Source organism: Amycolatopsis sp. NPDC001319 (assembly GCF_042896185.1).
Taxonomy (GTDB): Bacteria; Actinomycetota; Actinomycetes; order Mycobacteriales; family Pseudonocardiaceae; genus Amycolatopsis.
The window spans coordinates 505,875-530,087 of sequence record NZ_JBIAWY010000003.1; the positions used below are offsets into that span (position 1 = coordinate 505,875).

At 71.7% G+C, this 24,213-nt stretch carries 18 protein-coding genes; 9 read left to right on the forward strand and 9 right to left on the reverse strand.

Annotated elements, in window-relative coordinates; all coding sequences use genetic code 11:
• Positions 1 to 8 precede the first annotated feature (8 nt).
• The 6 genes from ACFY1H_RS12960 to ACFY1H_RS12985 all read right to left on the reverse strand — a co-directional run bounded on the left by ACFY1H_RS12960 (position 9) and on the right by ACFY1H_RS12985 (position 6,902).
• Positions 9 to 1,655 carry a serine/threonine-protein kinase gene (locus ACFY1H_RS12960; RefSeq protein WP_386946460.1) on the reverse strand — a complete coding sequence of 549 codons (1,647 nt, stop codon included), beginning with the start codon at positions 1,653 to 1,655 and terminating at the stop codon, positions 9 to 11.
• A 212-nt stretch (positions 1,656 to 1,867) separates the two neighbouring features.
• A complete protein-coding gene (locus tag ACFY1H_RS12965) occupies positions 1,868 to 2,755 on the reverse strand; it encodes a hypothetical protein (protein ID WP_386946462.1) in 888 nt (295 codons plus the stop codon).
• 290 nt (positions 2,756 to 3,045) lie between these two features.
• Complete coding sequence (locus tag ACFY1H_RS12970) at positions 3,046 to 5,301, reverse strand: hypothetical protein (RefSeq protein WP_386946464.1); 2,256 nt, start codon at positions 5,299 to 5,301, stop codon at positions 3,046 to 3,048.
• Positions 5,302 to 5,637: 336 nt separating this feature from the next.
• Complete coding sequence (locus tag ACFY1H_RS12975) at positions 5,638 to 5,943, reverse strand: hypothetical protein (RefSeq protein WP_366575652.1); 306 nt, start codon at positions 5,941 to 5,943, stop codon at positions 5,638 to 5,640.
• A gap of 63 nt (positions 5,944 to 6,006) precedes the next feature.
• A complete protein-coding gene (locus ACFY1H_RS12980; RefSeq protein ID WP_220246175.1) occupies positions 6,007 to 6,303 on the reverse strand; it encodes a chorismate mutase in 297 nt (98 codons plus the stop codon).
• A gap of 164 nt (positions 6,304 to 6,467) precedes the next feature.
• The gene (locus ACFY1H_RS12985; RefSeq protein ID WP_386946466.1) at positions 6,468 to 6,902 is read right to left on the reverse strand and encodes a DUF1707 domain-containing protein; all 435 of its coding nucleotides are present in this window, start codon (positions 6,900 to 6,902) and stop codon (positions 6,468 to 6,470) included.
• A gap of 125 nt (positions 6,903 to 7,027) precedes the next feature.
• Between ACFY1H_RS12985 and pcrA the strand changes: the two genes are divergently transcribed.
• Positions 7,028 to 9,445 (forward strand): DNA helicase PcrA, encoded by a 2,418-nt coding sequence (gene pcrA / locus ACFY1H_RS12990; protein WP_366575647.1) that lies wholly within the window; start codon positions 7,028 to 7,030, stop codon positions 9,443 to 9,445.
• A gap of 799 nt (positions 9,446 to 10,244) precedes the next feature.
• Here pcrA and ACFY1H_RS12995 read toward each other — a convergent pair.
• Positions 10,245 to 10,928 (reverse strand): M23 family metallopeptidase, encoded by a 684-nt coding sequence (locus ACFY1H_RS12995; RefSeq protein WP_366575959.1) that lies wholly within the window; start codon positions 10,926 to 10,928, stop codon positions 10,245 to 10,247.
• A 1,138-nt stretch (positions 10,929 to 12,066) separates the two neighbouring features.
• Between ACFY1H_RS12995 and ACFY1H_RS13000 the strand changes: the two genes are divergently transcribed.
• The 7 genes from ACFY1H_RS13000 to purH all read left to right on the forward strand — a co-directional run bounded on the left by ACFY1H_RS13000 (position 12,067) and on the right by purH (position 21,232).
• Positions 12,067 to 13,992: a hypothetical protein gene (locus ACFY1H_RS13000; protein ID WP_386946468.1), complete on the forward strand. Its 1,926-nt coding sequence runs from the start codon at positions 12,067 to 12,069 to the stop codon at positions 13,990 to 13,992.
• Between the two features lie 117 nt (positions 13,993 to 14,109).
• Positions 14,110 to 15,279: an ADP-forming succinate--CoA ligase subunit beta gene (sucC, locus tag ACFY1H_RS13005; protein ID WP_366575644.1), complete on the forward strand. Its 1,170-nt coding sequence runs from the start codon at positions 14,110 to 14,112 to the stop codon at positions 15,277 to 15,279.
• A gap of 1 nt (position 15,280) precedes the next feature.
• Positions 15,281 to 16,168 carry a succinate--CoA ligase subunit alpha gene (sucD, locus tag ACFY1H_RS13010; protein WP_366575642.1) on the forward strand — a complete coding sequence of 296 codons (888 nt, stop codon included), beginning with the start codon at positions 15,281 to 15,283 and terminating at the stop codon, positions 16,166 to 16,168.
• A 210-nt stretch (positions 16,169 to 16,378) separates the two neighbouring features.
• On the forward strand, positions 16,379 to 17,083 hold the full coding sequence (locus ACFY1H_RS13015) for a DUF5336 domain-containing protein (protein WP_366575641.1): 705 nt from the start codon (positions 16,379 to 16,381) through the stop codon (positions 17,081 to 17,083).
• Positions 17,084 to 17,352: 269 nt separating this feature from the next.
• Positions 17,353 to 18,978 carry a DUF6350 family protein gene (locus ACFY1H_RS13020; protein WP_366575639.1) on the forward strand — a complete coding sequence of 542 codons (1,626 nt, stop codon included), beginning with the start codon at positions 17,353 to 17,355 and terminating at the stop codon, positions 18,976 to 18,978.
• Between the two features lie 77 nt (positions 18,979 to 19,055).
• Positions 19,056 to 19,673 (forward strand): phosphoribosylglycinamide formyltransferase, encoded by a 618-nt coding sequence (gene purN / locus ACFY1H_RS13025; protein ID WP_364053676.1) that lies wholly within the window; start codon positions 19,056 to 19,058, stop codon positions 19,671 to 19,673.
• Positions 19,670 to 21,232, forward strand: coding sequence for a bifunctional phosphoribosylaminoimidazolecarboxamide formyltransferase/IMP cyclohydrolase (gene purH / locus ACFY1H_RS13030; RefSeq protein ID WP_386946471.1), 1,563 nt, complete (start codon positions 19,670 to 19,672; stop codon positions 21,230 to 21,232). The genes purN and purH overlap by 4 nt, the downstream gene beginning before the upstream one ends.
• Before the next feature lie 42 nt (positions 21,233 to 21,274).
• On the opposite strand, the gene ACFY1H_RS13035 is transcribed toward purH, so the two are convergent.
• Together ACFY1H_RS13035 and ACFY1H_RS13040 are read right to left on the reverse strand one after the other, a co-directional pair.
• Positions 21,275 to 21,781 carry a GNAT family protein gene (locus ACFY1H_RS13035; RefSeq protein ID WP_366575636.1) on the reverse strand — a complete coding sequence of 169 codons (507 nt, stop codon included), beginning with the start codon at positions 21,779 to 21,781 and terminating at the stop codon, positions 21,275 to 21,277.
• Positions 21,782 to 21,897: 116 nt separating this feature from the next.
• Positions 21,898 to 23,055: an epoxide hydrolase family protein gene (locus tag ACFY1H_RS13040; protein ID WP_386946473.1), complete on the reverse strand. Its 1,158-nt coding sequence runs from the start codon at positions 23,053 to 23,055 to the stop codon at positions 21,898 to 21,900.
• Positions 23,056 to 23,310: 255 nt separating this feature from the next.
• Here ACFY1H_RS13040 and ACFY1H_RS13045 point away from each other — a divergent pair, with 255 nt between their 5' ends.
• Positions 23,311 to 24,033 carry a hypothetical protein gene (locus ACFY1H_RS13045; RefSeq protein WP_366575632.1) on the forward strand — a complete coding sequence of 241 codons (723 nt, stop codon included), beginning with the start codon at positions 23,311 to 23,313 and terminating at the stop codon, positions 24,031 to 24,033.
• Positions 24,034 to 24,213 lie beyond the last annotated feature (180 nt).

The following is a 24,213-nucleotide window of genomic DNA, read 5'->3' on the forward strand; positions in this document are numbered from 1 at the left end:
ATCCTGGATCAAGGGTTGTTCGACGCTGTCGGGCCGCCGGTGTCCGTGGGGTCGCCCGACGAGGTCGGAGGCGAGACTGTCTTCGAACTTGTGGTGGTGGACGGCGTCTCTTGCTCGGACGAAGTCTCCCGCGAGGGGGTGTTCCGCTGGGAGGTCCGGCGAGACGACGTCGTCTCGCGTGTAGAGGACTCCTCAGAAGAGGACGTCTCTTCCTCGCTCGTGGTTGCTTCCTCGGTCGAAGGCACCGACCCTGTGGTCGGCACCACATTTGCCGACGTCGACGGGGGAGCGGGCTGCTGCAACGCGTCCGGCGGGTTGTTCGAGCTCAGCAGCCACACGCCGAGCGCCACCAGGCCGACCACCACGATCGCGCCGATGATCGCCGGCTTCTTCCACGCGCCCGGCTTCTCGTCCTCGTCGTCGGTGGGGCTGGTCTGGCCGCGCGCCGGGGGCGGCGGCTCGTCGTAGCCGTCGTCATACCCGTCGTCGTACTGGTCGTCGGCGTAGACGTCGTGCGTCGGCACGGACCGGGTGGCGGCCAGGCCGTTGCGGCCCGGGTCGCCGTACAGCGGGGGCTCGCCCTGGTACTGCTGGTCGTAGCCGTCGTAGTCGTTCTGGGGGTACGCGGCGGCCGCGGGGTAGTCGGCCTCGTCGTCGTAGTACTGCTGCGCCGGGCCGGGCGCGTCGAGCAGCGTGCCCGAGTGCGCGGCGTCGTCCATGTCCTCTTCGGGGAACAGGTGCGTGGCGGCAGCGCCGGCCACGGCGGCAGCGCCGAGCGTGCCGGCCGAGGCCACCATCACGGTCTCGCCGGCCGGTCCGCCCAGCGGCGTTTCACCCCGTGCGACGGAGGCCAGCAGCTCTTCGCACTCCTCGGCGGTGGGCCGGTGGTGGATGTCGGGGTGCAGCAGCACGGCGAGCACGCTCGCGAGCGGACCCGACTGCCGCGGCGGGTTGATCTGCCCCGCGGCGACGGCGTGCAGGAGGCTCAGCGTGTTCTCCGACAGCCCGAACGGCGGCTGGCCTTCACACGCGGCGTACAGCGTGGAGCCGAGCGAGAACACGTCGGACTCGGGGCCGGGGTCGCCGCCGATCGCGACCTCGGGCGCGAGGTAGGCGGGCGTGCCGGCGATCATCCCGGTCTTGGTGACCGTGACGTCGTCCTTGGCGCGCGAGATGCCGAAGTCGGTGATCTTCACGGTGCCGTTGCCGGCCAGCAGGATGTTGCCGGGCTTGATGTCGCGGTGGACGATGCCGACGGCGTGCGCCTCGCGCAGCGCAGCGGCCACCTGCGCGCCGATCCGCGCGACCTCCAGCGGCGGCAGCGTGCCGCGCTCCTGCAGGACCTGGGCCAGGCTCGTGGAGTTGAGGTACTCCATGATCAGGCACGGCTGACCGTTGTCGTCGGTGACGACGTCGAACACCGAGATCGCGTTGGGGTGGTGCAGGCGCGCGGCGATGCGGCCCTCGCGCATGGTGCGCTGCCGGGCGTCTTCGGCGTCGTGCTCCTCGAGGCCCGGCTGCATCAGCAGCTGCTTGACGGCCACCGTGCGGCCCAGCACCTCGTCGTGTGCCTGCCAGACGGCACCCATCGCGCCCGTGCCGATCCGGCCGATGATGCGGTACCGGCCGGCGACCAGACGACCCTCGTCGCTCACGCGACCTCCCTTTGGGGCTCCGACTGCCCGGAGCGGGACGTGCCCACCCCGAAGACGCGACCTCGAACCGGCCGCAGCACCGCAGCGTAGGCACCTGTCGTGGGCCGTGTGCCGGTTTTCCCGAGACCGGCCCGTGACAAGGCTAGGCGTTCACTCTGTGCACACACACTCGGCACGGTCTGATCGTCTACCCGGAACTGGATCGTCGCAGGTCACGAGAATGCGACGGCGGAGAGCAGTCGCGCTTCGGAGATGACGTCGTGCTCCACGACGTCGAACATCTGCGTGACGCGGAGCAGCGTTCCGTCGGCCTGGTGCAGCACCGCGACCGCGACCACCGAACCGTCGCCCTGCACGCGGGTCTCCTGGACGTCGATCGAGCGGGCCGCGCTCCACGCGCGGACCAGGCTGCCGGCTTCGCCCTGGGCGAGGCCGGGGGCGAGCAGCGCCAGCGCGCTGTCGGGGTTCTTGTCGATCGAGGAGTAGAAGGCCTTCACGGCCTGCAGCTTGTCGGCGTCGGACGTGGCGTCCGCGCCCTCGGACTCGGCGTGTTCCGACGGCGGCGTGGTGCTCGGCGCGGCCGTGCTGGGCGCGCCGGTCTGCTGCGTCGTCGAGCCCGTGTCCTGCGTCGGCTGCGTGGTGCCGGATGCGGCCTGCGTGCCCTGGCGGTGTCCGGACGTCGTGCCGCCGGCGCCGTGTTCCTGCGGGCCGGGCACGGCCTGGCCGCCGAGCGCGGCGGCGCCGCTGAAGCCGGCGGGGATGGTGTCCTCGGCGACCGGCGTGGTCGGCCGGGGACCGCCGCTGAGCAGGGCGGCGGTGACCACGGCGCCCGCGACGAGCGCGCCGGCGCCGACGAGGCCCGCCTGCTTGGCGCGGCGGGCGAAGCGGCTCTCGGGCTCTTCGGCCGGCTCGGCGGATCTGGCGGCCTCCGCGCGGTGCGACCGCGGCGGCAGGTACTTCTGCGGCTCGCGGAAGACCTGCTCGAGGTAGTCGCGGTCCGCGTCACCGACGCCGTTGAGCAGCTCGGGAGGGATCACATCCTCGACGCGGACGGCAGTGACCTCGCGGGCCTCACGCCGTGTGCGCTGCCGATCAAGCACGAAAGTCCTCGCTCTGGGGTTCGGGGGACGGCGGTACGGCCGTTCGGTCGTACGCCGCTGGTCCGGACGGCCGATTCGTGGTCGGTTCCCGGACCCGCTGTCGCCAGGTAACCCTGTGGCGGCGGGCACCCGCCAGGCTCAGTCGCCGGAATGCCGTCGTCATACGACGAGCGGCAGCTTATGTCACCCACCCGGAGCAAGTTCAACCGCTTACCGCACCGCACGTGCATCGGAACGGGCAGTCTGCACCTGCACGAAACGTTCGGCCCGGGCCGGACGATCAGGCCTGGTCAGGCGCCGTCGTCGGCGATCTTCTCGTCGTCGCCGAAGGTGAGCGTGCGCTGCTCGATGGTCTTGGTGCCGTCGGTGTGGGTCACCTCGAGCGTGTTGACCGTGGTGTTGTTGTCCGGGTCGATCTCGACCTTCTTGACCTCGAAGTAGGCGACGTTCGAGTAGCGCTGGCGCAGGCCCTGCGCGCCCTCCTGCTTGAGGTCCCCGGTGGTGACGGCCGCGGCCGCGTTCGGGTCGGTGGTGACGTTGTTGAAGAACTTCTCGGTGTTGTCCCCCATCGCCTGGGGGTCCTTGCCCGTGTCGTACCAGACGGTGGTCGGCGCGGTCTCGCGCGACGCCGGGGTGACCGGCGGTTTCGCGGGCGGCTGCTCCGGCGTCGACGTCGGCCCGGTCGTGACGGGGTCCGACGAGCCGGCGCTCGACGACGAGTCCGTCGGCGACTGGTCTTCGCTGGTCTCGGAGCCCACGGCGTTCTGCGGGTGCGTGTTCGGGTCGTCGTCTTCCCGCGTGCCGGAGCGGCCGCCACCGGCGCGGCTGCTGTCGGGCGAGTCGCCGCCCGTGCCGCCCTGCTGGCCGAGCGACGGGTCCGGGAGGATCAGCGGGTTGCCGCCGTTCTGCCGGCCCGGCCAGCCGCCGCCGAGCGCGTCGGTGGTCGTGGTGGGCCCGCCGACGAGGAAGGTCCCGGCGAACAGCAGCCCGACCACCACCGCGCCCGACGCGCCGGTCGCGAACCAGGCGGCCTTCCGCCACGTCTTGGGCGGGGTCACCGACGCGGGCACGGAGCCCAGGTCGAACTTCCCGAGCCCGTCGAGCAGGGGAGCGGCGTACACCCGCACTTCGTCGTCTTCGTCGAGCGAGGCCTCGTCGAACGGCCCGCGCACCCGCGGCTTGGCCGGCGCCCGCAGTGTGACGCGCTGACGCCTCGGGGGCTCAGGCTTCGCCGGCTCCTCGGCGGCGGGCTCCGGCGCCGCGCTCAGCCGGGTGACCTGGTCCTCGTTGTGCTCGTTGGGCTCGCCGGGTTCACCGTGCTCGTCGTGCCCCGGGGCCTGCGGCTGGGCCAGCGTGGCCGCCGTCGCCGCGACCCGCTCACGCCGGCTGCGCCGCACCTGCGGCCGCCCGAGCCCGTCGCGCCCCGGCACGTCGGCGAGCGACCGCGTGGTCCCCGGCGCGGCCCACGCGCGATCGATCTCGCTCACGGGCTGCGGATCCGGCACCACGGCCTGCCCAGCGGGCACGCGCCGCTCCTCGCGCGCGAACTCCGGCTCGGCGAGGTCGCCGAGCGTGGCCTGCGCTGTGGACCCGCGCCATTCGTCGTGCGCGAACGCCGGCCCGGCGGCGACGGCACCGGGCTGTGGCAGCACAGCCTGCCCGGTGGACACGCGCCGCTCGTCGTCCGCGAAGTCGGGGCCGGCCGTGTCGGCGAGGTCGTGGAGGTGCGGCTGCTTGGCCTGCGCGGTGGACCCGCGCCATTCGTCGTGCGCGAACTCCGGCGCGGCGGCGTCGGCACCGGGCTGTGGCAGCACGGCCTGTCCGGTGGACACGCGCCGCTCGTCGTCCGCGAAGTCGGGGCCGGCCGTGTCGGCGAGGTCGCGCGACTGCGGTTGCCCGGCGGACCCCCGTCGTTCGGCCGGTGAGAACTCCGGCCCGGCCACTTCCGCGAGGTCACCGGAGTGCGCCCCACTCCAGAGCGACTCCGGCTCAGGCATCGTCGGGCCACCGATCAGGCCGGCCTCGTCGAGGCGCCCGGCGGTGAAACCCCGGTCGCCCTGGCCGGGCTGGGGCAACTCGGTGCGGCTTGGCGTGGGCGGCGGGGCGTACGGGCCGCGGCCGTTCAGCGCGTGCTCGGGGAGCGCGCCGTAGGCGTGGTAGTCCTCGTGGAGGCGGTGCTGCTCACGCGGCTCGTCGGGCCGGCGCGTCGGCTGCGGGAGCGGGATGGGGCGGCGCGGGTGCGGTTGCCGGGCCTGCTGGGGCTGCGGCAGGAGCACGCCGGGTCCGGGCACGGGCAGAGTGCCGTTCGTGGGCGCGAACGTCGAGGCCGCCCGTCGGCGCGGTGGGGACAACGGCGGCGCGTCGACCGCCTCGGCGCCGGGCCGGTGGCGGTGGTGACCTCCGCCGTGTGGCGGGACCACGGGCGTCCACGTGTCCGTGTCCTGAAGACTGCGAGCGCGGTGCCTGCCCGGCACCGTGACCTCCGCGGCCGTCACCGTGTCCGGGTGGCTCGAGCTTCTCGACCCACCCATCGCGTTTCCCGTCATGCCCGTCCGACCCCTCCCCGGTGTGGGCGTGACGGCGCCGGCACTCCGATCAACCCGATCGGAGCAGAGGCGCGAACGGAGTCACTTGCGTCCACACTTGCGAACTCCCGCGCATCTGCACGCGCACGCGGCAGTAGGCGCGCGGAGCCGCAGCTCCCGCGCGTCCTCCGGGCGTCGCCCGACCCAGACGCATGGGTCCTCACGAACCCAAGACTAGAAAACCGCCAGGCGAAAGTCTCGGGGCAACCTGCAACTTGCACAGGTTTCACTCTGTCGGGGCCGACCGAACGGGCGTGAGGTCACGCTACGCAGTGCAATCGCCGCAGGTAGAGCTGCTCACCCTCCGCTGCGGTACTTCTCCCGGGTCGTCTGGAGAGCCTTCGTCGCCACAGCACCGCTACCGACAGCAATCAGAATGGCGATGATGTCGGCTGCGCCTCCCCCTAAAGTGAGCAGCCACGCGAACAGTGATGCCGCCGTGGTACCACCGGCGACCGCCCAGCGGCTGCGCACGTACTGCGCGACGGGCGCACCGCCGGCCCGCTTACCCGCCGCGTTGTTGAGCAGCGCCAGGTAACCGACATGGCCCAGTGCCGCCAGCACGCTCGCGATCGCGATGATGACGGCGATGACGTTAATCATGGGTCCAGTCTGCCCGTTTTCGCGGACCGGCGGATCGGGGAAGTCCCTGATGTGGCCGTAAGTTCACCGGCCGAGGCGGCCGCGGCCCAGGTTGAGCAGCGCCATCGCGAGCTGGCGGCCTTCCGGACCCAGCTCGCGGTAGCGCGCGAGCACGTCCATCTCGCGGTTGTAGACGATCCTCGTGCCGCCGGCGGCCATGCGGGCCGCGCCGATCGTCTGCGACACCTCCACGCGGCGTTTCACCAGCCGCAGGATTTCGGCGTCGAGCCAGTCGATCTCCTTGCGCAGCGAGGAGATGTCCTCGCCGGCGGCGGTGTTCTCGGCGGGCTGTCCGTCGGCGTTCTGAGTCTGCGCGTTCATCGGGACCTCTCTGAAGTCCGGACTCCCAGTGGCCCCTGGGACGGCGAAAGCCCCGGGTCCGTGGACTCCGGGGCTGCGGGTGATGGCGGGTGGGGCACTACGCGATCACGGGAGCCGGAGTCCGGGTCCCGTAGAAAAATCGCTCACTGCTGTGCCGCACGCGGTCAGTATGGCACAGGAGTTTCACCGCGCCGCCGGAAACTCCGCACCCGCGCGTGCACCACGAGGGTGACGAACAGCCAGAACAACGGCATCGCCGGCCAGAAGAACCCGACGCCCAGCACCGCCCACCGCACGATCAGCAGCACCGCCAGCGCCACCACGATCACGGCGTGGATCCGCAGTGCCGGGTGCTCGCGCAACGCGGCGCGGGTGAGTGGCCAGCCGGATCCCGGCCGTCGCGCGACTTCGGGGCGCGGCAGGTCGGTGGTGAGCGCGCCGAGCTCGTCGACGTAGCGCGTCGCGTAGACGGTGCCGAGCCGCTCCTCCACCTCCTCGAGCGTGAGCCGGCCTTCGGAACCGGCGGACTGGATGATCGCGGCGACGCGTTCTCGGTCGCTGTCGGATGCCCTCAACCGGGCGGGGATCTTGTCTTCCATACCGTTCGATGCTCCGCCCGCGGACGCCTCCGCGCGTCGGACGGGAGGCGACACCGTCGTGTACGTCGACAGGCGCAGTTGCCTGTGAAGAACGTGTCGTACCCCAGGGGTAGCGTGGACAGGCGATGGACACCCTCTTCGATCTCCCCGCAGAAAAGCCCGCGCCTGCCCGGAAGGCCACCGCCGAGCTGCTCGAGGACCTCAATCCCGCGCAGCGCGAAGCGGTCATGCACGCCGGCGGGCCGCTGCTCGTCGTCGCCGGCGCGGGGTCGGGCAAGACCCGTGTGCTCACGCGCCGCATCGCGTACCTGTTGGCGGAGCGGGGGGTGCACCCGGGCGAGATCATGGCGATCACGTTCACCAACAAGGCCGCGGCCGAGATGCGCGAACGCGTCGCGTCGCTCGTCGGCCGCCGCGCCAACGCGATGTGGGTGTCCACGTTCCACTCGATGTGCGTGCGGATCCTGCGCCGCGAGGCGAAGACGCTGGACATGTCGTCGAGCTTCTCCATTTACGACTCGGACGACACGAAGCGCCTCATCACGCTCGTCGCGCGCGACCTCGACATCGACCCGAAGAAGTACGCCGCGCGCACGCTCGCGGTGCACATCTCGAACCTCAAGAACGAGCTGACGGACCCCGACGCGGCTGTGGCGAACGCCGCGAACGACCTGGAGCGCCGCGTCGCCGAGGTCTACGTCGAGTACCAGCGCCGGCTCGAAGCGGCCAACGCGTTCGACTTCGACGACCTGATCATGCGCACGGTGTCGCTGCTGCAGGCGTTCCCGGACGTCGCGGAGTACTACCGCCGCCGGTTCCGCCACATCCTGGTCGACGAGTACCAGGACACGAACCACGCGCAGTACACGTTGGTGCGCGTGCTCGCGGGCACCGAGGCCACCGACACCGGCATCGACCCGGCGGAGCTGGTCGTGGTGGGTGACGCGGACCAGTCGATCTACGCCTTCCGTGGCGCGACGATCCGCAACATCGAGGAGTTCGAGCGCGACTTCCCCAACGCGCACACCATTCTCCTGGAGCAGAACTACCGCTCCACGCAGACGATCCTGTCGGCGGCCAACGCCGTGATCGAGCGCAACCCCAACCGGCGCGCGAAGCGGCTGTGGACCGACTCGGGCGACGGCGAGAGGATCGTCGGCTACGTCTCGGACAACGACCACGACGAGGCCGCGTTCGTCGCGGGCGAGATCGACGCGTTGGCGGAGAAGGGCGAGGCGGACTACTCCGACGTCGCCGTCTTCTACCGCACCAACAACCAGTCGCGCGTGTTCGAGGAAATCTTCATTCGCCTCGGCCTGCCGTACAAGGTCGTCGGCGGCGTGCGGTTCTACGAGCGGCGCGAGGTGCGCGACATGCTCGCGTACCTGCGCGTGCTGTCGAACCCGGACGACACGGTTTCCTTGCGCCGCATCCTCAACGTGCCCAAGCGTGGCATCGGCGACCGCGCCGAAGCGGTGGTGGCCACGCACGCGGAACGCGAGCGCATCACCTTCGCGGCGGCGTTGCGCGATGCCGTCGAGGGCAAGGTGGCGCTGCTGAACCCGCGCTCCGCCAAGGCGATCACGGGGTTCGTGTCGCTGCTCGACGATCTGGGCGAGCTGGCGGCGTCGGGCTCGGAGGTGCACGACCTGCTGGAGGCCGTGCTGGAGCGCACGGGCTACCGCGCGGAGCTCGAGGAGTCGGACGACCCGCAGGACGCCTCCCGCGTCGAGAACCTCACGGAGCTCGTCACGGTGGCGCGCGAGTTCGCCGAGTTCACCGCCGAGGTCCAGCAGGACGAGAACGCCGAGCTGGTGCTCGACGACGGCGTGCCCGCGCCCGGTTCGCTCGCCGCGTTCCTGGAGCGCGTGTCCCTGGTCGCCGACGCCGACTCGATCCCGTCGCCCGACGGCGGCGACGAGGGCGACGGCGGCGCCGGGGTCGTCACGCTGATGACGGTGCACACCGCGAAGGGCCTCGAGTACCCGGTGGTGTTCTGCACGGGCTGGGAGGACGGCGTCTTCCCGCACATGCGCGCTCTGGGCGACCCGACGGAGCTCGCGGAGGAGCGTCGGCTGGCCTATGTGGCCATCACGCGCGCGCGGCAACGGCTGTACGTCTCGCGCGCGCTGGTGCGCTCGGCGTGGGGCCAGCCGCAGATGAACCCGGCTTCGCGCTTCCTCGACGAGCTGCCCCCGGACCTCGTCGACTGGCGGCGGCTGGAGCCGTCTTCGCCGGGCTTCGGCAACTTCGGGTCGTCTTCGGGCTCGTCGTCCTCGGGCCCGCGTGCGGCCACGACGTGGGGCCGGCGGTCGCCGTCGTCGTCCTCCACTACGTCGTCGTCGCCGTTCGGCAAGGGCTGGAAGGACACGGTGGCCCTCAAACTCGACGTCGGCGACCGTGTCAGCCACGACAAGTACGGCCTCGGCACCGTCATCTCCTGCGACGGCGTCGGTCCCCGCGCCACGGCCACCATCGACTTCGGCGCGTCCGGCAAGGTCCGCCTCATGCTGATCGGCAGCGTGCCGATGGTGAAGCTCTGATTTTTGTCGGACCCCTCGGTTAGGCTCCCTCCAGTCGAACACAAGTTCGAACGAATGAGGTAGGCTGGTGCTCGTTCACCGGCCGCCTCGGGAGGGAGCACGAGGGTGTGGACGCGATCTTGTTTGGGGTCCTGGCCGCCGGGGTACAGGACTACCTACGGGGAGTTCTGGGGACTTCGGGACCTGCGGGGGTTTCCGGCGGTTCTGCCGATACGGGGTGCGGCTCGTCGGGGTTCGGTTCAGCCGGCGCTGTCGGCGCTTCGGGGCCCGGTTTCGGGTGTGCGTCGGGGGAAGCGCACCGCTTGGCCGCCGCGTGGCGCGCCCTGCTCCGTCATCACGACCTCGGGCCTGACGGCCACTGCCAAACCTGCGGCGCGGGCCGCCTGGGCCGGTGGCCTGTCCGTCGGCGCTCGGCCGGCCTCTGCACGGTCTGGCAGGTCGCTGTCGCGTACTTCATCCGCCGCGCGCCCACCGGGGAGCGTTAGAGCTGTCTGCTGCGGTCGAGAGGACGCTCGGGCGCCGTAGCCGCGCGATCTCCGTGGTGCTGAGGGCGTCGGGCAAGCGGCCACGGGGGCGCGGTCCGGCGAGGAGATCGAAGCGGGCGGGTCGAGCGCGGGTCTCGGACGGCTCGCGGTGCCCAAGCCGGCTCGGTGGCGGTGTCGCAGCACGGTGCGCTGCGGCGAGGGCTTCTCGTTGCCGCAGCGGAAAGCACAACGGCCACGGAGAGCGCGGGGGCGCGGACCGTGGCCGGGTGGAAAAGCGGTGAAACCGAAGAACAGTAAGGAGAGCCAGTCGAGAATCAGACCACGATGCCGCGGGCAGCGAGCCACGGGCGCGGGTCGATCTTCTTCGTGCCGTTCTGCCAGACCTCGAAGTGCAGGTGCGGGCCGGTGCTCTCGCCGCGGTTGCCGATCTCGGCGATCTGCTCGCCGCACTTGACCTTCTGGCCTTCGTGGACGGAGAAGCTGTTCATGTGGCCGTAGACCTGGATGGTGCCGTCGTCGAGCTGGATGCGGACCCAGAGGCCGAAGCCGCTGGCGGGGCCGGCCTGGATGACGGTGCCGTCGGAGGCGGCGTAGATCGGGGTGCCGATCGAGTTCGCGATGTCGATGCCGAGGTGGCTGCTGCCCCAGCGGGCGCCGAAGCCCGAGGTGAACGTGCCGTGGGCCGGCAGGCAGGTCTTGGGGCGCTCGGCTTCTTCCTTGGCCTTCTGCGCGGCCGCGGCCTCGGCCTTCTCGCGGGCTTCGGTGACCTTCAGGCTGTCGGCCATGCGGGCGGCCTCGGCGGAGGCGTCCATCGAGTGGCCGGCGGGCAGCAGCTCGGGGGCTCCCCCTGAACCCGCGCTGCCGAGGGTGAACGAGGCGCTCGCGTCCTGGGCGTTGGCGAGCGGGGTGACGGCGGTGTCGGAGTCGGTCGTCACGGTCTTGAGGGTCTGGCCCGCGGCGGCAGCGGCGAACGCGCCGGCCGCGACAGCTGCGACCACGACCCGCCCACGCAGGGCGGAGGACGGCGGGGCGATGCGGTGCGAACCCCGCACGCGGATGACCGCACCGTCCAGTGCGTCCTTCAGCGCCGGGGAAGGGGCTTGGCCGCCGGGGGAGCGGTGTGAAGCCAAGACAGGGCCTTCCATCGTCGGGGAGCCGGATCGTCGCGCGACTACGGGCGGGGGATCCCGTTGAGCCAATCTCGGGGGTGGTTGGCTCGGCGTTGCGCTTCGTGACCTGACTGTAATGGGGACCGGGGGACAGTAACGAAGGGGCACCGTTTTGAGCAAGGTGCCCCCGCCGTTTCGGCCGAACGGGCGGCCCGCATCACGCTGCTAGCTGTAGGGATTACCCAAAGTTAATCCGAAACTACTCCGATCAGTGTGATCTCCATTACAGGACTTTCGGGCATCCGCACCCCCGAGCGGCCCCCTCGCATCCCGCCGAACGGCCCCACCGTTGAAATAAACGTTTGCGCCCCTGTGTTGAAGGGAATTCACGCCCGCTTGTGTGGCGCCGGTCACTCGCCTCCCCGGGTGATCACCCGATCGCCCGATCGACCCACCGACGTGCACCGACGCCTCATCGCCACCGGTTGCAGTCCCTGCGACGGCGTGCCCTGTTGTCGCCGGCTGCCCTTCGCGCCTCGGGGTCACTCCCTCCCACTGCGGGGGCCGCGCGGTGTCCGACTTGCTAGCGTCGCGTCCGATGACTTCGTCCGAAGGACCCCACGACGGGGACTCCTCCCCGGCCCGTTCCGATTCCGACCCGGACAGCCCCAGGCCGCCCGCCGGCCCCCGACGGCCCAGCCTCGCCGAGCGCAAGGCGGCCGCCCGGGAGCGCGCCCGCGCCGAGACCCGCCGTGAGCGCCGGGGGAGCAGCCGCAAGTCCGCCGACGGGTCCGGCGCCCCCGCCGATGCCACCGGCGGCGTCTCGTCCCGCGCGAATGGCAACGTCCCCGCGAATGGCACGTCGACCGCACACCGCGGGGTCGGCAGCGGCAGGGGCGAGAGCCGCGGTGGGAGCGGCGGTCCCGACGCCGAGCGCGACTCCTTGAACACCTCGGCCGATCACGCCCATGGTGGGAGTCGCCGAGGAGAGAACAGTGCGCGCGGAGCAGCGGGCGCGAGCGGTGATGTGCGGAGCACTGGCGGCGCCGAGGCTGTAAGCGATGGCGTTCGGCGCATCGCGAATGGCAGTGGCCGTGACAAGGCGGAAGTCGAGAGGTCTGGCCAGAGCGCAGCGGGCAGCGGTGGCGTCACCGGCACCAAGCCCGCCGGAGCCGGAACCAGCTCCACGACCACCGAAGCGGACCGGGCCCCCAGCCCCCACTTCGACCTCGAATACACCGACCGCACCCCCTCCCCACAGCTCAAAACCGCCGTCACACTCCTCGGCATCGGTGCCCTCGCCCTGACGGCCGGCGCGATCCTCCCCGTCTCGCCCGACGCGAGCCCGGGTTACCTCGCCTGGCCCCTCCTGGCCCTCCTCGCCCTGGTCCCGGCCGGGATCGTCGCGGCGGCGGCGTACAGCGGCAGGCACGGCCTGGCCGCCGGCCTCACGATCGGCCTGGCCGCCCTGGCCCCCGGCCGCCTGCTGCTCGACCTGCAGTTCTTCGCCAACGGCTCCAAAACCGTCCGCCCGGAGCTGTACCTGCCCGACCGGCTGCTGGACCGCAGTGCGGTCGGCGCGGGGTTCTGGCTGCTCGTCGCGGGCCACGTCCTCACGATCGCCGCGGGGATCGCGGCGGCGCAGGTGGCGCGGCAGCTCAACGAGGTCGCGGGGGACGACGGCGGACGGCGGCGCTGGCGGCTGGTCGTGCCGCTGCTCACGATCGCGGCGGGCGTCGGGTTGTTGATGGCCCCCGTCATCTCGGACAACCCGTTCTTCCCGGCGCACTCGGCGTTCGAAGGCCCCGGCCTGGCGCTGACTGGCTACGTGGTCATGGCGGGCGCGCTGCTGCTCGCCGTCGTGCTCGGGTTCGGGGCGGCGTCCGACGGCGTCGCGCGCGGGACGCTCGGCGGCGCGGCCGCGGCGACGTTCGCCGTGGCGCTGCCGCCGCTGGTCGGCGGGCTGGCGGTGGGCGGGCTGCACCTCGCGTGGGGACCGGTCGTCGCCGTGGTGGCGATGGTCCTCGTCCTTATTCTCGCGCCCCTCGCGACGCCCCAAATCGCTCAGGTCGAACGCACCGACCTCGCCGGCGAAGCACGCGTCCCGAGCCTCACGTTGTGGCGCACCGCCACGGCCCTGCTCGCCTTGCTGACGGCAGTGGTCGGAGTCGTGGGCGCGCTCGCCCCACAGCTCGACACAGCCACCGCGACCCAGAGCCCCGCGCGCTGGCTCCTGCTCACGGCCGCGATCCTCGTCGCCCTGCCCGCGCCGTTCCTGTTCGCGTACAAATCGGCCCGCGGCATCCTCGCCGTCGTGTGGGCCGGCGTCGTCCTCGCCGGCACGGCCGTGCTCAGCACCGCCATCACCGCGTCACAGGCGACCGGGCTGACGGGACTGGACAGTCTCGGCGGCACCCTCAGCTACCACCTCGGCGCCGGCGCCGTCTTCACCGCGATCGCGCTCGGCCTCGCCGGTCTGACGGCGCTCGCGGCCGTCGTCACCGGCGTCGTCGAGCGCGACGACGAAGGCACCGAAGGCCCGCGCCCCCGGGTGCTGCTGCCGGTCGTCGCGGCGGCGATCCTGTCCGTCCTCGCCTTCGGCTCGCCGGTGTTCACCGCGCCCGGCTACTCGTCGCCCGGGCTTTGGTCCGATTTCGACACTCCGTCGTGGGGACTGCTCACCGCGCTGCTCGTCGTCCTCGGCGTGCTCGCCCTGAGCGTCCGCTCCCGGCCCGGCGCCGCCGCGGCCGCGCTCACCGGTGCGGTGCTCGTTCTGGCCGTCCACGTGGCACAGCTGCCGCTCGCCGGGATCGCCGGACGGTCGCCCGCGCTCGGGTTCTGGTTCGGCCTCGCCGCGATCGTCGTCACGGCAACAGCCGCCGCGACGGCCGCCGCCGGGGGCGAAAAAACGGCCCCGGTGGGCGGACTCACACCCCCTGACCGCGTACGGTGACCGACTTCACCAGGTGCGGAGTCCCCTGCTTCTGCGCTGGTCGCTAACCTCGACTGGTCCGACAGCGCGGTTCGGTAACGGACCACCACAGTGGCGTGTCGTCAGGAGACTGGAGTAGTGGACCTCTACGAGTACCAGGCGAGGGATCTCTTCGCCGCCCACGGAGTACCGGTTCTGCCGGGCTCGGTGGCAAACACCCCCGAAGAAGCCAAGGCCGCCGCGGAGCAGATCGGCACCCAGGTCGTCGTCAAGGCGCAGGTGAAGGTCGGCGGCCGCGGCAAGGCCGGCGGCGTCAAGCTGGCCCAGACGCCGGACGAGGCCAAGGAGAAGGCGGAAGCCATCCTGGGTCTCGACATCAAGGGCCACATCACGCGCCGCGTGCTCGTGGCGGAAGCGTCGGACATCGCGTCCGAGTACTACTTCTCCTTCCTGCTGGACCGCGCGAACCGCACGTTCCTGGCGATGGCGTCCTCCGAGGGCGGCATGGAGATCGAGCAGCTCGCGGTGGAGCGCCCCGACGCGCTCGCGAAGATCCCGGTCGACGCGATCGCCGGTGTCGACAAGGCGAAGGCGCTCGAGATCCTGAAGGCCGGCAACTTCCCGGCCGACATCATCGACGAGGCCGCCGACGTGGTCGTGAAGCTCTGGGAGACCTTCGTCTCCGAGGACGCCACCCTCGTCGAGGTCAACCCGCTGGTGCGCGACCCCCAGGACAAGATCATCGCCCTCGACGGCAAGGTCACCCTGGACGAGAACGCTTCCTTCCGCCAGGCCGCGCACGAGGACCTGGTCGACAAGGACGCCGAGAACCCCCTCGAGGCGAAGGCCAAGGCCAAGAACCTCAACTACGTCAAGCTCGACGGCCAGGTCGGCATCATCGGCAACGGCGCCGGGCTCGTCATGTCCACTTTGGACGTGGTGGCGTACGCGGGTGAGAAGCACGGCGGCGTGAAGCCGGCGAACTTCCTCGACATCGGCGGCGGCGCGTCGGCCGAGGTCATGGCGGCCGGTCTGGACGTCATCCTCAACGACACCGACGTGAAGAGCGTCTTCGTCAACGTCTTCGGCGGCATCACCGCGTGCGACGCGGTGGCCAACGGCATCGTCGAGGCCCTGAAGATCCTGGGCGACGAGGCCACCAAGCCGCTGGTCGTCCGCCTGGACGGCAACAACGTCGTCGAGGGTCGCCAGATCCTGGCCGACGCGAACCACCCGCTCGTCACCGTGGTGGACACAATGGACAACGCGGCCGACAAGGCTGCCGAGCTCGCCGCGGCAGGTGCGTGAGATGTCGATCTTCCTGAACGAGAACAGCAAGGTCATCGTGCAGGGGCTCACCGGCTCCGAGGGCATGAAGCACGCGACCAAGATGCTGAAGTCCGGCACGAACATCGTGGGTGGCGTCAACGCCCGCAAGGCCGGCCAGACCGTGACCATCGAGGGCAAGGACCTCAAGGTCTTCGGCACCGTCGAAGAGGCGATCAAGGAGACCGGCGCCGACGTGTCGGTCATCTTCGTGCCGCCGAAGTTCGCCAAGGACGCGGTGCTCGAGGCCGTCGACGCCGAGATCCCGCTCGCCGTGGTGATCACCGAGGGCATCCCGGTGCACGACTCGGCCTACTTCTGGGCCCACGCCGTCGCCAAGGGCAACAAGACCCGCATCATCGGCCCGAACTGCCCGGGCGTGATCAGCCCCGGCAAGTCCAACGCCGGCATCATCCCCGCCGACATCTCGGGCCCGGGCCACATCGGCCTCGTCTCGAAGTCCGGCACGCTGACCTACCAGATGATGTACGAGCTGCGTGACATCGGCTTCTCCACCGCCGTCGGCATCGGCGGTGACCCCATCATCGGCACCACCCACATCGACGCCCTGGCGGAGTTCGAGAAGGACCCCGACACCAAGGTCATCGTGATGATCGGTGAGATCGGTGGCGACGCCGAAGAGCGGGCCGCGGCCTTCATCAAGGAGAACGTGACCAAGCCGGTCGTCGGCTACGTCGCGGGCTTCACCGCCCCCGAGGGCAAGACCATGGGCCACGCGGGTGCCATCGTGTCCGGTTCCTCCGGCACGGCGGCCGCGAAGAAGGAGGCCCTCGAGGCTGCCGGCGTGAAGGTCGGCAAGACCCCGAGCGAGACCGCCGTCCTCGCGCGTGAGCTGTACAACAACCTCTGACCTGCACAAACGCGGTCAACGCGGGCCGGGCACCGGGATCGGTGCCCGGCCCGCGGCGTTTCCGGCCGCAACCGAACGGGCATCCCGTGCGTCCAACGGCCCGGACGGGGGACCCTCGGATGCGCTAGCGTTCGGCGACGCGGCCGTCACGTGTTTCGTCCGGGTGCCACCTTCCCCCGGAGTTGCCGGCGAACGACAGGAGAGCTTCCGATGACCTTCCCCAGCGGCGGGCCTGGCTACCCCCAGCAGGGCGGTGGCCAGCAGCAGCCCCAACAGGGACCGCCCCCGTCCGGCGGGTTCCCGCAACAGCAGCCGCAGCAGGGACCGCCGCCCTCGGCCGGGCCGGTGCTGCCGCAGAACCTCCCGCTCGTGCTCGCGCTCGTGGTGACCGTGCTGGGCATCGTCCAGTACTTCATCGGCTTCTCCGACGAAGCGGGTGACGTCGGTCAGGAAACGATCTTCCTGCTCACCGGTGGCCTCCTCGCGGCGATGCACGCCCTGCCGAAGGCGCCGCGCGTGCTGCCGTTCGCCGCGCTGTTCAGCGTGGTCGGCGCGCTCGGAGCGCTCGACACCGTGGTGGCCGAGCCGAGCACGCCGGGCATCGTCACGGTGGTGCTGATCCTCGGCATCGTGCAGATGCTCGTCGCGGTGGCCGCGCTGCTGATGGAATACGGCATCCTCAAGCCGCCGGCGCCGAAGGCCGCCGTGCCGCACTACCAGCAGCAGTACGGCCAGGCCGGCCCCTACCAGCCGCAGCAGCAGCCGGGCCAGTACCCGCAACAGCCGAGCGCGACGCCCCCGGGCCAGCAGGCGACCACGTACGCGCCTCAGCAGGGCCAGTTCTTCCAGCAGCCGCAGGGCGAGCAGGGCAAGCCCCCGGGCACCCCGCCGGGCGGCTTCGGCCAGCAGGGCTGACCCACCGGGCCCGGCCCGACTGCCCGACGCGCCCCAATGTGGCGTTCGGTGCGCTGGACGCAACCAACGCCGCATTCGGTGCGTTGAGCGCAACCAACGCCGCGTTGGGGTGCTTGTCACCTCGTGAAAACACCCGCTGTGACTCTCCGTGTCACAGCGGGTGTTTTTCGTGTTCGGGTGCCCCCGACCGGGTGGGTTAACTTCGCCAAGCCCGGGGCGGGCGGCGTGCCTCACCCGGACGGCCCAGGCCGGGTGTCAAGGTGCGAAGCATGCAGCAGCTCACCAGTTCTCCACGCCCGCCGGGCGGCGAGCCGGTGGGCGACACCGTCGAACTCGACGCCGAGGCCGCGCCCGCCACCCGGGTGCGGGTGTTGCTCACCGCCGCCTTCGGCCCGTTGATCACGGAGTACGCCGTGGTCGCGACGCTGGTCGCGCTCGTCGCGCTGACCGCCGAGCGCACCGCGTTCTCGGCCGGCGGCGTGCTGCTCTCGGCCGGCCCCGGCTGGCTCGCGGGGTTCCAGGTGCAGCTCGGCATCGGCGGCCACCCGCTGGGCGTGCTGCCGCTGCTGCCGACGGTCGGCGCCGTGCTGCTCGTGGCGCGCACCGCGTCCGGCGCGACGCTGCGGCTGGGCTGCACGACGCTGCGCCAGGCCGTCCCCCTGATCTCCGTGATCGGCGCCGCCCACGCGTTGTTCGGCCTGCTGATCGGGCTGCTCTCGCTCGGCGCGCCGGTGCGGGCGAACCCGTTGCTGGCGTTCGTGGTGCCCGGCGTGTTCGCCGTGCTGGCGGCCACGGGCGGTGCGGTGCGCCGCTGCGGCCTGCCCGCGACGGTGGCCGAACGGCTCGACCCGCTGGCCCTGCGCGGCCTGCGCGCGGGCGCGCTCGGACTGGCGGCGCTGCTGGCGGTGGGTGCGATCGTGTTCGCGGCGGCCACGGTGCTCTCGTGGTCCACTGTGGACGATCTGTTCGAGCCGTCGTTCGGCAACAGCTTCGGGCTGTTCCTGCTTTCGGTGGCCTACCTGCCCAACGCCGTGGTGGCGGCGCTGTCGTTCGTCAGCGGACCCGGTTTCACGGTCGGGTCGCTCGACGTCAGCCTCGTCGCCTACCGCGGTGGCTCCGTGCCCGCGGTGCCGCTGCTCGGCGGCATCCCCGAGCACACCGCCGCGTGGTGGCCCGTGCTGCTGGTGCTGCCGGCGGCCGTTGGCGCGCTGGTCGGCTGGTCGCTGCGCCACTCCGACGACGATCCGGCCGCCCGGATCCGCATGGTCGCCGTCGCGGGTGCCGTGGTCGCGTTCGGCTGCGTGGTGCTGGGGACGCTCGCGGGCGGGCGGCTCGCGGACGGGCCGTTCGACCCGGTGAGCGTGCCCGTCGGGGTGGCGTCGATCGTCGCGTTCTGCTGGATCGTGATCCCGGGCGGGTTCGTGGCGTTCTTCGCCGGTGCGCACGCGCCGGCCGCGCCGCCGGACACGCTGGAGGTCGAGGAAGGGCTCGTCGACGACGAACACCTGGCCGACGAAGCTGAAGACCTCGAAGAGTCCGAAGAGTCCGAAGAGGACACGGACGAACCGGGCGACGAAGACGTCGACGAGCTCGATCCCGACGAGGTCCTCGAGGACGTCGACCGGGAAGAACTCGACACCGACGAGTTCGAGGCCGAGTTCACCGAACCGGAGCTCGAAACCGCTCCCCAGCCCCGGCAGCCCGAGCCCGACTACGACGAGTACGACGCCGAAGCCGAGGCCGAACTGGGCCTCGAGCTGCCTGAAGACGTCCCGCTCGACCAGCCGGAACCCGGCCCGGACGAGGACTCGGACGGCGGCTCGGACGGGCCCGGAGCTGTGACCGAGTCCACCGACGGCTCCGGTGCGGACGAGGGCCGCGAGCGCGACCGTTAGGGTTGGGGTGACCTGGTGAAGCGCGGTGCGCCCGAGGTGCGCCGCCGCCGTGCAAGGAGCCCGTTCTGGCCAGCCGCTTGGACCTGCCGACCCCGGTGAAGATCGTCGTGCTCGCGTCCGGGTCGGGCACGCTGCTGCAGGCGGTGCTCGACGCCGTCGCGCGCCCCGCGTTCCCGGCTCAGGTCGTGGCCGTGGGGGCCGATCGCACGGGCATCGAGGCGCTGGCCCGCGCCGAGCGCGCGAGCGTGCCGTCGTTCACCGTCCGCGTGGCCGACCACCCCGACCGCGACGCGTGGGACAAGGCGCTCACCGAGGCCGTCGCCGCGTACTCGCCCGACCTGGTCGTGTCGGCGGGGTTCATGAAGATCCTCGGCGCGCAGTTCCTGTCCCGGTTCGCGAACCGGGTGATCAACACGCACCCGGCGCTGCTGCCGTCGTTCCCGGGGATGCACGCGGTCGCCGACGCGCTGGCGGCCGGGGTGAAGGTGACCGGGTCGACCGTGCACTTCGTCGACGCGGGCGTGGACACCGGCCCCGTCATCGCCCAGGAGGCGGTGGTCGTGGAGGCCGACGACACCGAAGACGTCCTGCACGAGCGGATCAAGGCCGTGGAACGCAGGCTGCTGGTTGAAACGATCGAGCGACTCGGCCGTGGTGGCTGCACCGTGGACGGACGAAAGGTGAGGTTTTCGTGAGCACTGCAGAGGGACGGCGCCCGGTCCGGCGCGCGCTGATCGGCGTCTCGGACAAGGCCGGCCTGCTCGAGCTCGCGACCGGTCTGCACGCCGCGGGCGTGGAGATCGTGTCGACCGGCGGTACCGCGAAGGTGATCGCGAACGCCGGGGTCCCCGTCACGCCGGTCGAGCAGGTGACCGGGTTCCCCGAGTCGCTCGACGGCCGTGTGAAGACGCTGCACCCGCGCGTGCACGCGGGGCTGCTGGCCGACCAGGACAACCCCGACCACGTCGAGCAGCTGCGGAAGCTCGAGATCGCGGCGTTCGACCTGCTCGTGGTGAACCTGTACCCGTTCACGCAGACGGTCGCCTCCGGCGCGAGCCCCGAGGACTGCGTGGAGAACATCGACATCGGCGGCCCGGCGATGGTGCGTGCGGCCGCGAAGAACCACGGCAGCGTCGCGGTGGTCGTGGACCCGGCGCGCTACGCGTGGGTGCTGGAGCAGGTCGCGGCGGGCGGCTTCGAGCTCGTCGACCGCAAGCGGCTGGCGGCGCAGGCGTACGCGCACACGGCGGCGTACGACTCGGCTGTGGCTTCGTGGTTCGCCAACGTGTACGCGCCGGCGGACGACTCCGGTTTCCCCGACTTCCTGGGCGCCACCTGGGACCGCGCCGACGTGCTGCGCTACGGCGAGAACCCGCACCAGAAGGCCGCGCTGTACCGCAGCGCGCAGCCGGGTCTCGCGCACGCGGAGCAGCTGCACGGCAAGGCCATGTCGTACAACAACTACGTCGACACCGACGCCGCTCGCCGCGCCGCGTTCGACTTCGCCGACCCCGCCGTCGCGATCATCAAGCACGCCAACCCGTGCGGTATCGCGGTGGGCGCGGACATCGCCGAGGCGCACCGCAAGGCCCACGCGTGCGACCCGGTTTCGGCCTACGGCGGCGTGATCGCCACCAACCGCCCGGTGACGGTCGACGCGGCGGAGCAGATCGCGGAGGTGTTCACCGAGGTCGTGCTGGCGCCCGACTTCGAGCCGGAGGCGCTGGAGATCTTGCAGCGCAAGAAGAACGTGCGGCTGCTGAAGCTGCCCGTGATCGAGAACCCGGCGCCCGTCGAGCTGCGGCCGATCTCCGGCGGCGTGCTCGTGCAGACCGTCGACGCGATCGACGCGCCCGGCGACGACCCCGCCAACTGGCAGCTCGCCACCGGCACGCCGGCCGACGCGGCGACCCTGGCCGACCTCGCCTTCGCGTGGCGCGCGCTGCGTGCGGTGAAGTCCAACGCGATCCTGCTGGCCTACGACGGCGCGACTGTCGGCGTCGGCATGGGCCAGGTCAACCGCGTCGACTCGTCGCGGCTGGCCGTCGCGCGCGCGGGCGACCGGGCGAAGGGCTCCGTCGGCGCGTCCGACGCGTTCTTCCCGTTCCCGGACGGGCTCGAGGTCCTGCTGGAGGCCGGCGTGCGCGCCGTCGTGCAGCCCGGCGGTTCCATCCGCGACGCCGAGGTGATCGCGGCAGCCGAGAACGCGGGCGTGACGCTGTACCTGACGGGGACGCGCCACTTCGCGCACTGAGGTTTTCTCTGGGGCCGGCTCTCTTTGGGGGCCGGCCCCTTTTTATTCGCGAAGGCGCGCGTACACGACTTCGTCGCGGTAGGCGCCGTCTCGCCAAGTCACCTGGCACATCAGGCCCTCCCGGTGGAAACCCGCCTTCTCCAGCACGCGCTGCTCGGCGACGTTCTCGCTGTCGGTGAACGCCTCCAGCCGATGGGCGCGCGTGAAGCGGAACAGGTGCTCGACCAGCAGCCGGTGCGCCTTCGTACCGAGGCCGACCCCGCGGTGGTCGGGCAGCAACGTCACCCCGACCTCGAAACAGCCCCCCGCCGGCCCACCCCGATCGGCGGCCTCCCAGCTGGCCATCCCCGCCACCACGCCATCCACGGTCACCGCGACGGCCGTCGACTCGTCACCGATGAACCCGTCCTCGGCAAACCGCCGCCGGCGCGCCTGCGCACTGCCGAACCCGGCCCACTGGAACGCACCCAGCACCTCGGGCTCCACGGCGAACCGATCGAGCACCGGCAGATCTTCCTCGGCGAACGGCCGCAGGGCGAGGTGTTTCATGCTGCTTCTCCACCAGCTTCACTCGGACTTGGCGCGGGCCGGTGGCCCCATTCCCGGCAGTGTATCGCGGACACCGAGGGTGTTGTGGTTGTCGCGCTTCGGTTCTGTGGGTCTACTTAGGACAGTTGTGGGCGCAGTGGGCGGAAGAACTCGCGGATCTCGGTGACGAGCTCGTCCGGTCGCTCCAGTGCGGCGAAGTGACCACCGTCGTCGAACCGGGTGAATCGGGTCAAGTTGTACGCGCGCCGCACCCACTCCTCGGGCGGGGTGAAGTTGTCCTTGGCGAAGGAGGCGAAGCCGGTGGGCGTGGCGACGTAACCGGGCGTGTTGCGACCCAGCATGCCTTCGGTGTGCATGGTTTCGTAGTAGAGGCGCGCGGAAGTGGCGATGGTGCCGGTCAGCCAGTAGAGGGTGATGTCGGTGAGGAGTTCGTCCTTGCTGAACACGGATTCGACGTCGCCGCCACAGTCACTCCACGCGCGGAACTTCTCGACGATCCACGCGGCCAGCCCGGCGGGGGAGTCCGACAGCCCCGCGGCGAGGGTGGCCGGCTTGGTGCCCTGGAGCTGGGCGTATGCGCCTTCGGCGGTGAAGAAGTGTTCGGCCTGGGCGAGGAAGGCGTCCTCGGCGGGGGTGAGCGGCGTGCCGTCGAGAGCCGGCGTGGCACCCATCAGGTTGAGGTGGATGCCGATCAGGTGGTCGCCGTGGTCGCGCCCGAGGCGGCTGGTGATCTGCGCGCCGAAGTCGCCGCCCTGCGCGGCGTAGTGCGAATAGCCGAGGGCGTCGGTCATGAGCCGGTCGAACAGGTTCGCGATGGCCGTCGGGTTCATCCCGGGCGTGCCGGGGTGCGGGGAGAACCCGAAGCCGGGCAGGCTCGGGGCGACGACGTCGAACGCGTCGGCCGGGTCGCCGCCGTGCGCCGCGGGGTCGGTGAGCGGGCCGATGATCTTGGTGACCTCGAAGAACGAGCCCGGCCAGCCGTGCGAGAACAGCAAGGGGAACGGCTGGGGCCCGGTTCCCTTGGCGTGGACGAAGTGCAGCGTGGTGCCGCCGACGTCGGCGACGAACTGGGGGAGCGCGTTGAGCCGGCTTTCGGCCGCGGGCCAGTCGAATTCGGTACGCCAGTAGTCGACGAGCTCGGCCAGGTAACCCGGCGGTGTGCCGTGGGTCCAGTCGCGCCCGGACAACGCGGGTGCGAAGCGGGTTCGGGCCAGGCGATCTTTCAGGTCGGTGAGCTGTTCTTCGGTGGTTTCGCTGCGGAACGGGCGTAGCACTCGGGGTTCTCCTCCGTTGTGATCTCCCCTCGAGAATGCGGCCGTGGTGGGGATGGGGCTGGCAGGAATTCGACATCAGACCCGGCTTGACACGGCTGCCGGATCCCGGTGTACTTGAGACATCGAACAGGTGTTCGATGCAGGGTGTCGAGGGCCGCCTTCCCCGCGGTGCGTCGGTGCTCGTCCTGTGGGGCCCTGGCCTGGGCCTGCGGTGAGGGTGGGCGCCGGCGTGTGCGTGGAGGGGAGGGGTGTGCGGTGACGGCAGTGGTGGAGCCGGTGGCTCGGCTCGCTGCGCTGCCCGGCGTGAGCACGGCGAGCCGGGTGGCGGAGCAGGCCGAGCACGCCAGGACGACGGGAAGGGTGCTCCCGGTGTCCCCGGCGTTGGCCGGCCTGCTGCCCGACGCGGGGCTCCGGCGCGGGAGCACCGTGGCGGTCCACCGCTCCCCGTCGCTGCTCCTCGCCCTGCTCGCCGAGGCCACCGCCGCCGGGTCGTGGGCGGCGGTGGTCGGCGTGCCCTCCCTGGGCATCGCCGCGGCGGCGGAACACGGCGTCGCGGTGTCGCGCCTCGCCCTCGTGCCCCGCCCGGGCGCCGAGTACCCGGCCGTGGTCGCCGCCCTGCTCGACGGCGTCGACCTTGTGGTCACCGAGCCCCGCTCCGTCACCCCCGCGGTCGCCCGGCGCCTCTCCGCCCGCGCCCGCCACCGCGGCACCGTCCTGCTCACCCTCGGCCCCTGGCCCGCGGCCGACGTGGAACTCCACTGCGCCCCAGGCGAGTGGACGGGGCTCCTCGGCTCCGGGGCGGGGTTCCTGCGCTCCCGGCCCGCCGAGGTACACGCACGCGGGCGGGGTTCCGCCGCCCGGCCCCGGTCGGTTTCGGTCGCTCTACCCGGCCCCGACGGCCGTGCGCTCCCGATGGAGCCCCTCGCGACGCCGGTGGGGCTCCCGCTGCAGCGCCTCGACGAGGAGGCGGTGGGATGAGACAGCGACTTGGCCGCGGTGCCGGTTTCGCTCCGGGCTTGGGGTGGGATGGTCGCGCGAGGGTTGGCGGCGGTCGTGGCGGCGGTCTGGGGAGTGCCGCTTGTGCTTCGCTACGTGGATCGCTGGGGCAGCGGCTTGGTCGCAGCGCCGGTTCCGTTCCGGGTTTCGCGTGGGATGGTC

Bases quoted from the DNA above. Each gene is read 5' to 3' on its own strand.
- sucD (WP_366575642.1), top strand. From the start codon at position 15,281: ATGTCGATCTTCCTGAACGAGAACAGCAAGGTCATCGTGCAGGGGCTC.
- pcrA (WP_366575647.1), top strand. From the start codon at position 7,028: ATGGACACCCTCTTCGATCTCCCCGCAGAAAAGCCCGCGCCTGCCCGG.
- ACFY1H_RS13020 (WP_366575639.1), top strand. From the start codon at position 17,353: ATGCAGCAGCTCACCAGTTCTCCACGCCCGCCGGGCGGCGAGCCGGTG.
- ACFY1H_RS12970 (WP_386946464.1), bottom strand. From the start codon at position 5,301: ATGACGGGAAACGCGATGGGTGGGTCGAGAAGCTCGAGCCACCCGGAC.
- ACFY1H_RS13015 (WP_366575641.1), top strand. From the start codon at position 16,379: ATGACCTTCCCCAGCGGCGGGCCTGGCTACCCCCAGCAGGGCGGTGGC.
- ACFY1H_RS12985 (WP_386946466.1), bottom strand. From the start codon at position 6,902: ATGGAAGACAAGATCCCCGCCCGGTTGAGGGCATCCGACAGCGACCGA.
- ACFY1H_RS12975 (WP_366575652.1), bottom strand. From the start codon at position 5,943: ATGATTAACGTCATCGCCGTCATCATCGCGATCGCGAGCGTGCTGGCG.
- ACFY1H_RS13035 (WP_366575636.1), bottom strand. From the start codon at position 21,781: ATGAAACACCTCGCCCTGCGGCCGTTCGCCGAGGAAGATCTGCCGGTG.
- ACFY1H_RS12980 (WP_220246175.1), bottom strand. From the start codon at position 6,303: ATGAACGCGCAGACTCAGAACGCCGACGGACAGCCCGCCGAGAACACC.